The sequence below is a fragment of the Candidatus Propionivibrio aalborgensis genome, assembly GCF_900089945.1.
GTDB lineage: Bacteria > Pseudomonadota > Gammaproteobacteria > Burkholderiales > Rhodocyclaceae > Propionivibrio > Propionivibrio aalborgensis.
In genome coordinates this window covers 1-15,772 of record NZ_FLQY01000384.1, presented here as the reverse complement: position 1 = coordinate 15,772, position 15,772 = coordinate 1, and the positions used below count along the sequence as shown (strand labels likewise).

Here is a 15,772-nt window from a genome sequence, read left to right as displayed (position 1 = left end):
GTGCGCGGCCGGTCACCCCCCAAGCCCGACGCGAGCCTACCGCTCCCGTCCCGCCTCATGCCACGCCTTGCGCACGGGCGACAGCAGATACTCCATGACGGAGCGGGTACCGAGCAGGATTTCCGCGTTGGTCTGCATCCCCGCGCTCAAGGCAAAGTTCTGCTCATCCATTGAGAGACGCATCTCCTTGAGCGTCACCAGCGCCTTGTAGAGCAAGGCTTGATTTCTGGCCGGTGCCTTGTCGTTTGGCGCATTGCCGCTGCCGGTGGCATTATCGGCCGAATCGGCGCTGACATGCTCGACCGTCCCATCAACCATCCCGTACTTCTGGAACGGGAACGCCGCGAACTTCAGCTTGACCGGCTGACCTTGCCGGACAAAGCCGATATCCTCGTTGCTCACCCACACCTCGGCGCGCAGCGTCTCCTCCTTCGGCACCAGCGTCAGCAGCACGGTGCCCGGCTGCACCACGGTGCCGGCCGAGTGCGTGGCGAGATCCTTGACCACACTCGCCTGCGTCGCTTTCAGTTCGAGCAATTCCTGGCGATGCGCCTGTTTGGCGACTTCCTGTGCCAGCCTGTCGAAAGCGCCCTGAATCTCGTTGCGTTCAGCGTAGAGCTGACGCCGGTAATCCGACTCGATCTGGGCGAGTTTCTTCTCCGACTGATTCATTTCCGCCCGCGCCGATTCGATCAGGTGGGCTTGGGTCTTGAGTTCCTGTTCCTTCTCGATACGCTCGCGCTTCTTGTCGTCGGCCATCAGGCTACCGGCAAAGCCGTCTTTGGCCAGCTTCTCGAAGGCCTTGTCCTGCGCCCGGTAGTGCGGCAGGGTCTCGGTGAGCTTGGTCTTGATCTGCTGCGCCGAAGCAAGATCGGCACGGAACTTGGCCAGCTGGCTGCGTTCTTCGGCCAGCGCCGCCTCCAGCGCATTGCGGTTGGCCCGGTACTGTGCGGCGACTTCGCCGGCCAGCGTCGGCGGATCACCGGCCTCGGCCGCAAAGGCCTCCCCGGCCAGCTCGGCATCGATGCGGCGCAGGGTCAGGCGCTTTCTCTGGTACTCGGCATCGATGGCTTTTGTGTCGGCTTCGCTGATTAGCGTATCCATGCGCATCAGCACCTGGCCGGGGCGGACGGTCTCGCCCTCGCGCACCAGGATTTCCTTGACGATACCGGCATCGGCCGGCTGCACGATCTTGAGATAGCTTTGTGGAATCAGCTTGCCCTCGGCGACGGCGACGATATCGAGCTGCCCGATCAAGGCCCAGAGCAGCAGCGCGGCGAGCAGAGCGAGCAAGGTCCACAGCACCTTGCGCCCGAGCGGGTTGGGCGAGGTCTCCTGCAGGCGCAATAGCGGTGGCGAGAAGTCGTGGTAATCGGGTTCGGCCGCGGCGAAGTTGAAGGTGGGGAGTTTCATTTGGGCTGACTGGAGAAAGGGAGTTCAAACCCAGCACAGAGGCACAAAGACACAGAGATGGCGCAGAGAAACCCGTATTCAGGATTTTTTCTCTGCGTTTCCTCTGCGCCTTCGCGCCTCTGCGGTAGGTTTGAAGGCATTGACTACGACAGACGCTGCGTTCCGGTCTGCAAGCCGGCCAGGGGATTGAGCGCCTGTGCCGAGGTGCCGAGTCCGGCGTTGTTGAGAACATCGAAGGCCGGCGTGACACCAATACCGGCCAGCGTGCCGTTCTTGCCGTACTGGTAAGCCAGATCGCCACCCAGCGCGGCACTGTCCGAGCCGGCCAGCTGGAAGTCGACCAGGGCATTGGTCAGCGCCCAACTGGTCAGCGTCGGCGTTGCCGCACGTGCGGCATCAAAGGCACCGACCAGACCGGTGAAGTTGAAGTTCTCGACCTTCTGATCACGCAAGGGATCGCTGCCACCGGCATCGAAATCGGCCATCGCCTCGGCAATCACCTGCAGGTTGACCACCGGTTTGGAGGGTGTGGCGGCATACCAGTTCTTGAAGGTGATCTGGTCGCCGATGGCACCGGGAGGAGCACCTGTATCGAGAATCAAGTCGTTGCCGTTCTTGCGCAGCGTCAGGTCGGTATAGAGCACGCCACCACCCAGCGAGACGGTATCGCTGCCGGTACCGCCTGCCGCAAAGATGTCCTGACCATCACCCGTGTTGAACAGGATGACGTCGTTGCCGGCGCCAGTGGTGTAGGTGTCGTTGCCGAGGCCGCCGAGGTAGATTTCTGCGCCCGCGCCTCCGGTGATGGTGTCGTTGCCGGTGCCGCCGTTGAACAGAGCGGTGCCGGCAGTGTCGGTCAGGATGTCGTTACCATCGCCGCCTTCAAGGATGTCGTTGCCGGCGCCGCCATAGAGCCGATCGTTGCCCGCGCCACCCGCAATAAAGTCGTTGCCTGCACTGCCGGTGATGGTGTCGGCGCCCGCACCCCCGTTGATGCGCGCGATGCCGACAAGCTCGGTGCTTGAGAAGTCGAGCGTGTTGTCGTACTGCGTCCCGGCAATGATGTTGGTGCCGCCCCCACCGTCGATGCGCTCGACGGTCGCCGCGCCGCTGTAGTAGTACATCCGGATGGTGTCGTCGCCAGCACTGCCGAGCACCGTATCGAAACCGTCGTCGCCCTGGAAACGATCCTCATAGGGATCCGTGCCAGTGATCAGGAAGGTGTCGTCACCGGCGCCGCCATAGAGCCGGTCTGCACCGGTACCGCCGACGATGATGTCGTTGCCGGAACTGCCGGTGATGGTGTCGGGACCGGGAGTGCCGATTAGCGTCAGTCCGGAAACAGCGCTGACGGCTAGCGCAAAACCGCTGGAGACGTTGGCACCGGCCAGGTCGGTCGCGGTGACCGTGAGGTCGAGACTGCCGACATCGGCATTGGCGGGGGTGCCGCTGAAACTACGTGTGGCGGTATCAAAGGTCAGCCAGCCAGGGAGCGGATCGCCGTTGGCGAGCGTTGCCGACAAGGTCAGGATGTCGCCGGCATCGGCATCGGTAAAGGCATCGGCCGGGACGGTGAAGCTGAACGGGGCGTCTTCGCTGGCGGTCTGGTCGGAGATCGGCAATGAAACCGTCGGCGCGTCGTTGGTGTTGGCCACGGCCAGCGCAAAGCTGCGGGAGACGTTGGCACCGGCCAGGTCGGTCGCGGTGACCTTGAGGTCGAGGCTGCCGACATCGGCATTGGCGGGGGTGCCGCTGAAACTACGTGTGGCGGCATCAAAGGTCAGCCAGCCAGGAAGCGGATCGCCGTTGGCGAGCGTTGCCGACAGGTTCAGGATGTCGCCGGCATCGACATCGGTAAAGGCATCGGCCGGAACGGTGAAGCTGAACGGGGCGTCTTCGCTGGCGGTCTGGTCGGTCAGAGCGGTGGTGACCACCGGGGCGTGATTGGTGCTGACCAGTGCGCTGACATTCATTGCGAATGTCTGGCTGGCCGATGCGCCGTACAGGTCGGTGGCCACCAGCTTGAGGTCGAGACTGCCGACATCGCCGTTGGCGGGTGTTCCCGACAGGGTGCGCGTGGTGGCGTCGAATGCCAGCCACTCAGGCAGTGGGCTGCCATCGGATTGCTCGATACTGTAGACCAGCGTATCGCCGATCGCGGTATCGCTGTCGGCGAAGGCACTGGCCGGTACGACCAAGCTGAACGCGGTGTTTTCGCTGGCGTCCTGGTCGGCTAAAGCAGTCTCTGCGATGGGTGCCAGGTTTGTTTTCTGGCGTAGGGTTTCCGCTGTCCAGACGGTGCCCTCCGCGAATTCGATGTGTTCAATCTTGTGGGAATCGTCGGCGAACCAGCCCTGGACGCGAATCTGATTCCCGCCTCCCGCAGCCAACACCAAATCCATTTCGTCGCGGCTGACTACGACCTCGGCCGGGGCTATGCCAGCAGCGAAAACGATGCGGTCAATATTGCCTGCAGTGGCGTCGTGTTCGATTATCGTGTCGCTGCCAAATCCCGCGTCGAACTGGTAGGTGTCGTCGCCCGTACCGCCGTATAGGAAGTCGTTGCCGGCGCCACCGTTGAGAAGGTCGTTGCCCGCACCGCCAAAAAGTCTGTCGTCACCTGCCCCCGACGACACATGATCATTGCCACGGTCAAAAACAAAGGTTTCGTTAGCCGCAGTTCCTATCACATCATGGTCGGCACGCATACGCTCGACCATCTGTCGAAGCGTCAACACCGTACCGTCTGAGAATTCATACAGTTCAACACCCCCACCAAAATCCGAACCGGGCAAAGCCACCCGAGCCAGCATTCCTGTCGGCCCTTTTAACCATAATCCGTCTGTCTCCTCAGAACCCTCAGAATCCTCGGAACCCATCACGAGAATATTTTCAGGCGTCACCCCTTCTCCAAAAACCAGGCGATCCTCGCGCAGTGCACCGGAGCCGTAATAGCTTTCCATGGCCACATAGTCGTCACCCTCTATGTCCGGAATTTCCGGCAACGGCGGTACGTACTTGGCGTTGACAATGAAGAACCCAGTCGCGTAAGGGTCGTGCGGGTCATCGGTGCTGGCGCCTTGAGCAATCAATTCCTCAATTGATTCGGCGACCATCATGAAGTCGCCGGATATTCCTTTGTACTCTTCTCCATGGATAGCCCACATGCCGCCATAGTCATCGCTCAGTTCAAAATTTGTAATTCCGTGCTGTGCTGAATACCAGCGACGAAAGCGCTCATAGTCGTCGCCCCTGTCATCGATGTAGTCACCGGTATCCTCTTCAAGTAGCCGGTACGTGTCGCCGCCATACCCGCCGTGCAACGCATCGAAGCCGCGTCCGCCGATCAGGATATCGTCCGCATCACCACCGCAGATCGTGTCATCCCCATCGTTGCCATAGAGAAAAGCGCCACGGGCCGCCAGTATCTCGTTCTGATCCGAAATTGCCTCGATGATGTCCGTACCCAAACCACCATCCACCAAAGCGCCGCTCGACTGACTCTGGTCGTAATTGACGTCTCCGTAGTGAGTGAACGCCGGGCGATAATCGACGCTGATCTCTTCATAACCGTTTGATACGCCTGCTTTTTCCGGAATGCGCAGATTGTAGATTTCGTGTGAAATTGTGTAAACGCGCATCGAACCTTCCACCGCTGCGGCACTTTCTGCCGTGGAATGAACCCAGAAACCCCGGAGCGCGCCTTGGTAGTCGTAAGACGCGGTCATACCGGCAATGACCCCGCCGGTGCGCTGTCCTGAAACTCCATTTTGGACGGGAACAAAGCTCGCTGCCTGATACGGCGATGCCACAACCAGGTTGCCGTCACTCTGAACACTACCGATCCGCTTCAGAACGTTCTCTTGAGTGCTGCTGTATACCCATGACCAGTCCGAAACGGTCGGCGAAAACACTACTTCACTGGCTCTGTCCTGCTCGTTCGTGGCCCGTTGATACGTCAGATGGTACTTTCCATCCGATCCGCGCACGTATCCGTCTGCGACCTGCATCGCGGCAAAATCGGCCAGTAGGGTCTGCTTGTAGTTGTTCTTAACCGTCAGGACGCTTCCCGTATCCGGTTCCAACTGGCTCGCCAAGGTCGCCATGTCTATTTCCGACGACTCACCAAACCGGAAGCGCCAGTCCTGGGAATTCGAGTAATAGGCCGATAGCCGTACGGAATCGTTCTGCCCCTTGAGCCCAACCAGCAGATCATCGCCGTCACGGGTCAGCTTCAGGTAGATCGGCAGGAGACCGGGATCAAATACCAACACGCTCTGCTCGCTGCCCGTTTCAACGATCGTGTCGTTGCCCACGCCAAAACCAAAGTGATAGACATCTTTACCAAGGCCGCCTGACAAGGTGTCGTTACCGGCGCCGCCGATCAACTCGTCATCGCCTGCACCGGCATCGATGACGTCGTCACCACGCCCGCCATCAAGGGTGTCGTTCCCTGCCGTGCCGACCATCGCGTCGGCCTCGTCAGTCCCTTTCATATTCAGTGCGGGCAATCTCGACACTATTTCCTGCCAGCTCAATTCGCTGCTGTCGGCAAAGACAACCCGCTCGACTGCGCCAAGCGCCCCGTCGCGGATGCTGACGCGGTCGCCTTCACCAAAATCCAGATTGAGATAACGCCCCCCGTCGATCGCCTGGAAATGGCTGACGCTTAGCTGCTCGAGCGAAATACCCTCTCCCAGACTCAACGTATCAGTGCCTCCGCCCTCAATCAGCACATCGGCACCATCGCCCCGAGCGAACAGATAGGTATCGTCGCCATCGCCACCCTCAAGGCGGTCGTCGCCCGTTCCGCCATTCAGTACATCGTTGCCCGCCAGACCATAGAGATAATCATTGCCGGCTCCGCCGGCCAACTGGTCGTTGCCAGCTGCACCGGAAAGTGAATCGTTATCGGCCCCGCCGGACAGATCGATGCCCAAGCCCAGCAAGCTCTTCCGATCCAGGACCGCGCCATTCGCGAACGCAAAGTTGTGAATCACGGCATTGGTTCCGGGGTTTGCGAAGCCGAAATTCTCGATCCGAACTTCGTTTCCATCGCCCTCGCCGACCTTGATTACCAAGGTGCCGTTCTCGCCAAAAAGTCGCAGGTCAGCCGTGCTTATTCCTTCGCCAAACCGAAGCGTATTCGCTCCGAAGTGGCCAAATTGCGCGCTACTATCGACTATCCGGTCCAGCCCATCGCCGGCATCGTAAAGGTAGGTGTTGTTTCCACCGCTGCCGCTCAAGGTATCGTTACCCCGCCCCCCGGAGAGCGTGGCATAGGAATACGCTGCAACCAGCGCGTCGTCGCCTCGACCGCCGGAGACAAGTTCATGTCCATTGACGTCCATACCGCTCATTGCCGTATCCGAGTAGCGGCCAATGAGCCCGCTCGTCGTTAACTCCACACCCCCCACCTCGTAGCATTCGATGACGCCACCAACACCGCCGACGATGGCCAGCTTGTCGCCGGCTCCGTATTCGACCAGCAACAGTTCCCCGTCGTTGACGGCGCTCACTTCAAAGGTCTCGGCAGAAACACCGTCAAAACGCACGGTGTCCGTGCCTTCATCATCGTGGAGGGTTTCGACTGTATTGTCTGCCGCCATCGCGCCATCGCCTTGCCGGAAGATGTAAATGTCGTCGCCCGCATCGCCCCACAGGTTGTCGGTGCCCGTGCCGCCGTCGAGTGTATCGTTGCCTTCGCCACCGACGAGACCATCGTCTCCGGCGCCCCCCGTAAGCATGTCGTTCCCGATGCCGCCATCGAGAGTGTCATCCCCTTCTCCACCATCAAGGGTGTCATCACCGGCCTCGGCCAGGAGTTGGTCGTTACCCGCACCGCCAATCAGCGTATCGTTACCGCCATAGCCGCGCAGATAGTCATTGCCGTCGCCGCCATCGAGGAAGTCATTGCCTTGATAGGCAACGGGAATATCGTCGCCGTCGCCGAACAGGAAGTCGTCGCCCTGACCACCAAAGAGCGTGTCGTTGCCGCCGTTGCCGTTGAGGGTATCGTTCCCATCGCCGCCGTCGAGAAAGTCATCGCCGTGATCAGCCGGCGAGATATCGCCACCGCTATCGCCGACCAAGGTGTCGTTGCCGGCGCCACCGTAGAGCCGGTCGTTGTTGCCGTAGCCCCAGAGCGTATCGTTGCCTGCGCCGCCATGAAGAAGGTCGGCACCGTGATAGGCGATCGGCAGGTTGTTGCTGTCGCCCACCAGTTCGTCATCGCCGTCGCCGCCGTAGAGTTCATCAGCGCCACCCGCGCCGTAGAGATGATCATTACCTGCCCCGCCGTCGAGGATGTCGTTGCCATGATATTCCGGCGGGTTGTACCAGACCGCCACATTGCCGATCGGCGGCGTGGTGCTTTGTGTGGTGTCGCCCACCAGCCAGTCGTCGCCATTACCGCCGACCAGATAATCGTCGCCAGCCTGACCGTAGAGCCGGTCGTTATCCTCGTCGCCATACAACTGGTCAGCGGATTCGCCGCCAAACAGCCAGTCATTGCCGGCGCCCCCGCGTAGCAGGTCGGCGCCGCCGTTGCCGACATAAGGATCGCCCAGGAAGCCATCGAGATTCAGGAGGACCGCCGTCTGGTCGACGACCGCGCTCCAGTTGGCACGGCTGGCCTCATAGCTGCCGCTGCCAAATAGCAGGTCGTCGCCGTCGCCGCCCAACAGAATATCGTCGCCCGTCCCGCCGGCCAGTAGATCATTGCCAAGGCCGCCGTCGAGCAGATCGTTGTCCGCGCCGCCATGCAGCGCATCGTCGCCGTCGCCGCCGTAGAGCCGGTCATTGCCGCCGGTGGCGATCAGCGTGTCCTTGCCTCCCAGGCCGTAGAGTTCGTCGTCGCCCGCGCCATCGCGCAGGGCGTTGGCCGCTTCGTTGCCGTTGAGCCGGCCGTTGCCGGCAAGTTCGCCGTAGTCGCCGACGGCGGCCAGTTCGAGGCGGCCCAGGCTGCTGGCGTTGATGATGGTATGAATCTGGTTGTGCCATGTGGTGGCCGCGTCGACACCGGTGGGCGTGCCCACCGGGAGGACTTCCGGTGCCACCGCGCCCGGCAGGGTAATGCCCAGTTGCCCGGCCGCCCAGCCCTTGACACACAGGCCGCCGTCGGGGCCCTGGATGGACAGGCGTTGGAAGGTTTCGTTGCTCTCGGTCCAGTCGGTGAGGATGTAGGTGAAGGTCGTGCCGCCGGCTTCTTCTTGCCAGACCATGCCGGAGCTTCCCACGGCCGGGCCGCCGTGCAGGGTGATGCCGTCGTATTCGATGCGGCCGAGTCCGTCGGTATCCGCGATCCAGTCCCAGCCGTCGCCTGACGTAAATTGGTAGGTATCGTTACCGGTTCCGCCTTCGAGGCGGTCGTTGCCTTTGCCGCCGGTGAGGACGTCGGCATCGGCACCGCCCTGGAGGAGGTCGTTGCCAGCGTCGCCTTCGAGGATGTCGATTCCGGTACCGCCTTCGAGGTAGTCATTACCAGCGCCTCCGTTCAGCTTGTCGTCGCCAGCCATGCCGTAGAGGTTATCGCTGTCACCGCTGCCATCAATCGTGTCGGCGGTCTTGGTGCCGAAGACGATCTGGTGGTCGTAGACGGAAATACCCTGGCCATCGATGGCCAGGGTCATTCCGGATTTGACGTCTACGAAATCCCAGTTGCCGCTGATTTCGTTTGTGTCGTACTGCGAGGTGTAGGGTTTTTTATCTGCGTCATACCGTAAACGCCAGGCCAACATCGCTGCCCGGTCTTGCAGATACAGTTCCGTCATGGAGCCCTGGTCGGTAGCCGGGTCGTAGAGGTCAAGCGAGCCGTCGGTGTTGTGCTGTGCGTAGAGCGAATCCCCGGAAATTATGAAGGGGTTGAGTTCCCGCAGGGCATAGCGCCAAGCGATATCTTCCTTCGCTGCCGCAACCATTTGGTTCCGACTGAAGGTGCTGTCGATGGTCAGCGCGCGACTCGTCAGATCCTGCGGGATCGCAGAATTGAGGTTGAAGTCGTCGCCGAACACCAGCTTGAGCATTCGCTCTGCCACGTCCCTCGCTTGCTCTTCCGTTCTATCCTGGAACAGGTAGGCAATCTCTTTGCCCCAGTCCCCGCCGAAGTAGCCGCCGGCCACCGAGGCGATCAATACGGTAGCCATGCCGACGGGTGTGGCGAGCGCAACCCCGGCCAAGACCAGGCCGGCGGCGGCCAATGCGCCTGCCGCAGCTTGCCCGGCTGTCGAGCCGGCCAGTTCGGCGGCAAAGTCTTCGATGAGGTGCTTGGCTTCGTCGGTGCGGCCTTGTGCATAGGCATCGCCCGCTTGCAGGGCAACGACGCTTCCCGCAAGGATGCCCAGCCATGGCCCAAAGTGGGCCAGTTTTGAGGCGCCTGCCTTGCTCAGCGAGACAATCGCGGATTTGGCCATGCGTTCTTCCTCAGCGGCCGTCGTCGCCAAGCTGGCTGCGACCTTGGCTTCTTCGGTAAAGCTCAGGAAGGTGCTGGTGTTGCCGATGCCTGCCTTGCTCAGGATCGTTTCTTTCGTAGCGGCATTCAAGACCACCGAGGACAGGTCGCCTGTGACCACCATTTCCAGCAACTTGGCACGCGGGATGCCGGATATTTCGGTGATGTCGCTGCCAGATTGCAGCTTGGCGAGTAGCTTGGGGAGTTCGTTTACTTTGAATACGCTGTCCTCGGCGGGCAGTTCGGTCAGTATTTTGACCGGACCGTTCGTGGCGTCGACGAACATCTCCGATGCGGTTGCCCATGGGCCGGAGCCGCCTTTGTTCATCCAGAGTTTGGCGAGGTCGGAATCGGGGGCGTCTATAAAATCTTGCAATGTGGCATAGTCAAATGCTTGAGCAACTTTGGCTTTGAATTCGGCGGAGTTCAGAACTTCAGCTGCCATCGTTTTGCCGACGTGGCGAACGTCATTGCCCATTGATTCGACAATTTTCCAAGCAGGCGTCCCGGCAGCAATATCGCCGGAGTACAACACCGTGGTTGTACCGCTGGCTTCGACCGAAAGCTGTTGAACGAACCTAATGATATCGGATTGATTCGCGCCGACGTTGGCAAGCTCCTGGATGGCTGCATTAGTATTTGCAAAAGTCATCGCAATTACTCCTCAACGAATTCGACGGTGGCGGTTCCTTGCTTGTAGGTGGAAAACACCCCCCCACCGCAGTAGTCGCCCAATGCTCGTTCAAGGTCCGCCACAATTTCTACGCGCCTTGATTCCAATTGCAGTGGTACCGTGAAGCCTTTGATCCGATAGCCGTACCAACATTTGCCATCCGGACGCATGCCCCCCCCACCCATCCCTGTCATTTCAAAAAATGTCCACTCCCCTTTCCAGTAGAAAGCCCAGCCTTCGAATCGCGACTCATGATGCGACCAGACCTGTATCAAGAAAGCATCAGTCTCACGATCAACAGTCCAACTCCGGCTATACATATGCCCACGCTGCGACGGCAGGTTGTGTTCCCCGCAAATTCTTCTCAAGTCGTATTTTTCGTAATCCGCTTCCTGGATGTACTCATTCACAAAAGCCATGTTCGTTTCTCCTGAATTTGCTGAATGCCTTGCGGCAGGTAATTGATAGATATTGAATTCGGTCAGGCCGCAATGGCCCAGCGGGTGTTATTGGCAGATTGATTGATGGGATGCCAAGGAAATCGGTGATATTTTGTTTTTGGCCATTTTTCCCGGCCGACCGTAGCATTTCGCCAAACGGCCGAGATAGGCCATTTTCGTCACCCTTGGCGCCTTGCCCTTGCCCCTCTCCGCCAACGAGCAAATTCTTGCCGCCCCCGCCGTCGAGGATGTCGTTTCCGTGGTATGGGGGCGGGTTGTACCAGACCGCCACATTGCCGATCGGCCGCTGACCCCTTTGGGCCGCTCTCTTTGGGCTCTTGGGCTTCGACCCCTTTGGGCTCGACGCATCACGCCTGATCCCGCTCTCGGAATCGACCCGTTTGGAATCGTTCTGCCGTTTCATTCCTTGCCCGTCAATCCGCTTGCAATACATATTTCCGTATGTATAATCAAATCCATGCACTTCACGTGGCGCGAATCCAAGCGGAAATCGAACCTGAAAAAGCACGGGCTGGACTTTGCGGACGCGGAAAAGGTTTTTGCCGGCCCGATGGCCGTGTTCGAGGACGCACGAGACGCCTACGGTGAGCAACGCATGATCGGTATCGGCCTTCTCGATTGTCTGACGGTGCTGATCGTGCATGTCGAATCCGACGAGACAATCCATATTATTTCCATGCGAAAGGCAGACGGCGATGAAATCAACCTCTTCTACCAAACCTATGGCGTCCTCTGACGATGCGCCCAAGCTGACAGCCAGCGATCTGGCCCGGGCAAAATTACGGGTTGGCGGCAAGGAGGTCAGTCGTGAAGAATTTTCTTCAGCCGTCAATGCCCATCTGGGCAAACAGCGGGTATCCATCATGCTGGACGGCTCAATCATTGCGTTCTTCAAGGCTAAAGCCGGGGAGCGCGGCTACCAGACGCTCATCAATCAGGCGTTGCACCAAGCCATGACGGTCGAACAAATCGAGGCCACCCTTCGGCGCGTGATCCGCGAGGAGCTTCATGCGACATGAGTTCATGTCAACTGCGCCCTCGGTCCATGTTCGATTCGGTTCGAGCCATCGTCTTTCCCCGTTTCACGACTTCTCCTCCCCCACCACCCCGACCTTCGTCGTATGCTGATGATCCCCGCCGAAGCTGAACACCTCATCGACCGCCAGCCCTCTGGGGATCTGATGCGTGATGAAGAGCATCGTCACCTGCCCCTTGAGCTTGTTGATTGTCTTGGCGAAGTGCTCGGCCGTCTGCTGGTCGAGGTTTGAGACGGCCTCGTCGAAGATCAATATCTTCGGCCGCTTGAGTAGGGCCCGGGCAATGGCGATGCGCTGCTTCTGCCCGCCCGAGAGCCCGGTGCCGCGTTCGCCGATCTCGGTCTGGTAGCCTTCGGGCAGCTTCTCGATCACCTCGTGGATTTCGGCGGCCTTGCAGGCGGCGATGACGTCGTCGAAGGTCGCTTGCGGGTGGGCCATCACCAGGTTCTGGTAGAGCGTTCCGGAGAACAGCACTGTATCCTGCGGCACGACACCGAAGACGCTTCTCAGTTCGTTGGCGGCGAGGTTGCGGATGTCCCGGCCGTCGAGGGCGATCTGCCCTTCCTGCGGCTGGTAGAAACCGAGCATCAGCTTGGCCAGCGTGCTCTTGCCGCAACCCGAGGGGCCCATGATCACCGAGAGGTGGCCGGGCTTGAACGCCAGGTCGAGATTCCGGTATAGCCAGGGCAACTGCTCGCCGTATCGGAAAGCGAGGTTGTGGATCGTCAGGTACGCCTTGCCAGCGGCTTCACGCTGGGGGATCAGCGCATGCGGTTCCTGCGGCATGTCCATGATATCGCCCAGGCGTTTGACGGCGATGCTGGCCTGCTGGAACTCCTGCCACAGGCCGACCAGCCTTAGCATGGGCTGGCTCATGCGGCTGGCGAACATCTGGAAGGCCACCAGCATGCCGACGGTGAAGCCTTCGTTCCTCATCACCAGTAGCGCACCGACGATCAGGATGGAGAGCGTCATCACCTGTTCCAGTCCGTTGGCGATGACGTTGTAGGTGTTGCCGATCTGCTTGGTGCCAAAGCCGGCGGCCAGGTACTGGGCGAGCAGGTCGCCGTATTGCTTGTCGATGTCGGGCTCCATCTGCAGCGATTTGACGGTGGCCATGCCGCAGACGTATTCGGTGAGGAAGGACTGGTTGCGCGCACCGAGCATGAACTGGCGGTTGAGTTTGTCGCGAAAGATCGGGGCGACGAGCAGGCTGATGAGGGCGATCAGCCCGAGCAGGCCAACGGCAATCAGCGACAGCTGCCAGCTGTAGGCGAACATCACGGCGAGGAAGACGAGCAGAAAGGGGAAGTCCAGCACCAGGGTGACGGCGGCGCTGGAGACGAATTCGCGGATCGTCTCGACGCCGTGCAGGCGGGCGACCAGGGTGCCGGTCGGGCGCTGTTCGAAGTACGGCAGCGGCAGGCGCAGGAGGTGGCGGAAGACCTGGCTGCCGAGCACGGCGTCGATGCGGTTGCCGGTGTGCAGCACCAGGTACTGGCGCAGCCAGCTCATGCCGCTGGTAAACAGCATGAACATGACCAGCGCGACACCGAGGACAACGAGGGTGCTGTTGCTTTGATGCACGACGACCTTGTCGATGATCACCTGGGTGAATACAGGCGTGGTCAGGCCGACGAGCTGGATGGCGAAGGAGGCGAGCAGGACGTCGCGCCACAGGGATTTGTGCTTCTTGAGTTCGGGGATGAACCAGCGGAAACCAAAGGCTTTCTTCTCGGGGGTGAAGCCGGCGATGTCGGCGTGTTCATCCGTCCCCACCGTCGCTTCGCGGGCGACGAGGAGGAGTTCGGGAGCGAGCTGGCGGGCGGCATCGGCAATCGGCAGCGTCTCCGGCGTCTGCGATCCGGGGCGGAAGTAGAGGAGCTGATCGGCCGAGGCCTTGACGATGAGCAGGGGATCGAAGGCGGGAGCGGGATTGGTGTTGGGATCGGCGTTCGGCGTCGGGCCAGGGTCCGGGCGGGGCGCGTCTCCGGCCGCGGCGGCGGTTGAATCGGGCGGCGGCAGAAAGGCGATGGCCGGCAGGGGGAGCTTCTGCCAGTCCGCGTAGAGCAGCGGGCGGTGGCCGGTCCTGATCCCGAGCGCACGCGCGGCGTCGTGCAGGGTGGCAAGCGTATGCGGCGGCGGGTAGTCCCGGGCCAGCAGCGCAGCGTCGAAGGGAATACGAAACAGGCCGCACAGGCTGCCCAGCAGCCACAGCATATCCGCCTGTCTGACTTCTCCGCGAAGGTTCATTTTCTTGTCGTTTTTGTGGAACGCGCGGAGCATGAATCTACGTCACTGGAATGTCAAGAAATGTGCAGCTTTTATGTCATTAGCGTTGCAAGTCGTCGTGATTTGTAAGCAAGCTGTTTGGAATATGTAATCGATCTGTCAGGACGTTTGGGCTGGCTGGTGAGCTTGGGCGAAAACCGGACAAGCATGCCATCGGCTACGTAGAGTGAGGCGAGGAGTGTCGATGCGTGCATCCAACTGAAATGGGTGTTGCCTTCGGGGATGATCGTGAGCGCTGCCGGGAACGGCATCCGGGCGCCAGGTCGCTGTTGAATTCGGAGACCCAGGGCGGTTGGGTGGCGTGCGCGGTCAAGATGCCAACCGCGTAGGGCCGGTAAGCACCATTCAAACGACCGCTGATTGGAGGGTGTGAATCGCGCTTGAAGGCCGGGAGTACGTACTGCCCGAACTGAAGACCTACTGTACGGGGGGATGTGGGGCTCGGCGGCAGGTTAGCGTCACGTAGTTGACCGAACGCGGGCCAAACATCAACGAGGGCAATGGCCGAGTCGCGTGAATTACTCTTCCGGCAGGTTCCGAGATACAGCAGTCGTTTGGATGGCTGCTTTCCAGAAGCATCGAGTGGCTGTTCATGGCCGAACTGAGACAGCTTGATCGGCATCCCGTCAACATTGTGCCTTGCACAAGCGCAAATCAATCAACGATTGAGGATCGCTACCGGCCTTTCCACTGCGCTTTGCGCTTGCCGACAAAAGCGTCGATCCCCTCGGCGGCATCTTCGCTCATCATATTGCAGGCCATCACCTCGGACGCGTACTGGTAGGCCGCATCGAGTCCCATTTCGAGCTGCTTGTAGAACATCTGCTTGCCCATGCCGATGGCCAGCGAAGATTTGGCGATTATCGATTGCGCGAACTTGTCGACTTCAGCGTCGAGCGCGTCGACGGGCACGACACGGTTGATCAACCCTTGTTGCAGCGCAGTCGGCGCGTCGATGAAGTCGCCGGTCAGCAGCATTTCCAGCGCCAGCTTGCGGCCGAGATTGCGCGACAGGCCAACCCCCGGCGTCGAACAGAACAGGCCAACATTGATTCCCGACGTGGCGAAGCGCGCAACATCGGCGGCCACTGCCAGATCGCACATCGAAACGAGCTGGCAACCCGCTGCCGTGGCGATGCCGTGGACGCGGGCGATCACCGGTTGCGGCATTTCGGTGATCGTCATCATCATTTTTCCGCATTGCCTGAAAAGGGTCTGCATGAAAGCCTTGTCGGGATTGGCACGCATCTCCTTGAGATCATGCCCGGCACAGAACGCCTTGCCGGCACCTGCAATCACCACGACGCGCGTCGCCGAATCAACGGCGATTGCGTCCAGCTCGGTTTGCAGCGCGGCAATCATGGCCGTCGATAGCGAGTTGAATTGATTCGGGCGGTTGAGCGTCAGCGTCGCAATGCCTTGACTGTCGTTGCGCAACACGTAAGGT

Annotated in this window: 7 protein-coding genes; 2 read left to right on the top strand and 5 right to left on the bottom strand. The window is 60.4% G+C overall.

Annotated elements, in window-relative coordinates; all coding sequences use genetic code 11:
* Positions 1 to 36: 36 nt before the first annotated feature.
* The 3 genes from PROAA_RS17110 to PROAA_RS17035 form a co-directional block, all read right to left on the bottom strand.
* The gene (locus PROAA_RS17110) at positions 37 to 1,413 is read right to left on the bottom strand and encodes an HlyD family type I secretion periplasmic adaptor subunit (protein ID WP_186412493.1); all 1,377 of its coding nucleotides are present in this window, start codon (positions 1,411 to 1,413) and stop codon (positions 37 to 39) included.
* 143 nt (positions 1,414 to 1,556) lie between these two features.
* Entirely contained in the window at positions 1,557 to 10,514 is an 8,958-nt protein-coding gene (locus PROAA_RS19215) for a putative Ig domain-containing protein (RefSeq protein ID WP_281182285.1), read from the bottom strand.
* A gap of 5 nt (positions 10,515 to 10,519) precedes the next feature.
* Positions 10,520 to 10,954: a hypothetical protein gene (locus PROAA_RS17035; protein ID WP_186412492.1), complete on the bottom strand. Its 435-nt coding sequence runs from the start codon at positions 10,952 to 10,954 to the stop codon at positions 10,520 to 10,522.
* A 499-nt stretch (positions 10,955 to 11,453) separates the two neighbouring features.
* Between PROAA_RS17035 and PROAA_RS17030 the strand changes: the two genes are divergently transcribed.
* Together PROAA_RS17030 and PROAA_RS17025 are read left to right on the top strand one after the other, a co-directional pair.
* Positions 11,454 to 11,732 carry a BrnT family toxin gene (locus tag PROAA_RS17030; RefSeq protein ID WP_186412491.1) on the top strand — a complete coding sequence of 93 codons (279 nt, stop codon included), beginning with the start codon at positions 11,454 to 11,456 and terminating at the stop codon, positions 11,730 to 11,732.
* Positions 11,692 to 12,015, top strand: a complete 324-nt coding sequence (locus tag PROAA_RS17025) for a BrnA antitoxin family protein (RefSeq protein WP_245664329.1) — start codon at positions 11,692 to 11,694, stop codon at positions 12,013 to 12,015. Before PROAA_RS17030 ends, PROAA_RS17025 begins: the two co-directional genes overlap by 41 nt.
* Before the next feature lie 63 nt (positions 12,016 to 12,078).
* On the opposite strand, the gene PROAA_RS17020 is transcribed toward PROAA_RS17025, so the two are convergent.
* Both PROAA_RS17020 and PROAA_RS17015 read right to left on the bottom strand, forming a co-directional pair.
* On the bottom strand, positions 12,079 to 14,319 hold the full coding sequence (locus PROAA_RS17020; RefSeq protein ID WP_222102336.1) for a peptidase domain-containing ABC transporter: 2,241 nt from the start codon (positions 14,317 to 14,319) through the stop codon (positions 12,079 to 12,081).
* Between the two features lie 681 nt (positions 14,320 to 15,000).
* The coding region (locus tag PROAA_RS17015) for an enoyl-CoA hydratase (protein WP_245664328.1) at positions 15,001 to 15,772 on the bottom strand (772 nt) is incomplete at its 5' end.

Bases quoted from the DNA above. Each gene is read 5' to 3' on its own strand.
- PROAA_RS17025 (WP_245664329.1), top strand. From the start codon at position 11,692: ATGAAATCAACCTCTTCTACCAAACCTATGGCGTCCTCTGACGATGCG.
- PROAA_RS17030 (WP_186412491.1), top strand. From the start codon at position 11,454: ATGCACTTCACGTGGCGCGAATCCAAGCGGAAATCGAACCTGAAAAAG.
- PROAA_RS17110 (WP_186412493.1), bottom strand. From the start codon at position 1,413: ATGAAACTCCCCACCTTCAACTTCGCCGCGGCCGAACCCGATTACCAC.
- PROAA_RS17020 (WP_222102336.1), bottom strand. From the start codon at position 14,319: ATGCTCCGCGCGTTCCACAAAAACGACAAGAAAATGAACCTTCGCGGA.
- PROAA_RS19215 (WP_281182285.1), bottom strand. From the start codon at position 10,514: ATGACTTTTGCAAATACTAATGCAGCCATCCAGGAGCTTGCCAACGTC.
- PROAA_RS17035 (WP_186412492.1), bottom strand. From the start codon at position 10,954: ATGGCTTTTGTGAATGAGTACATCCAGGAAGCGGATTACGAAAAATAC.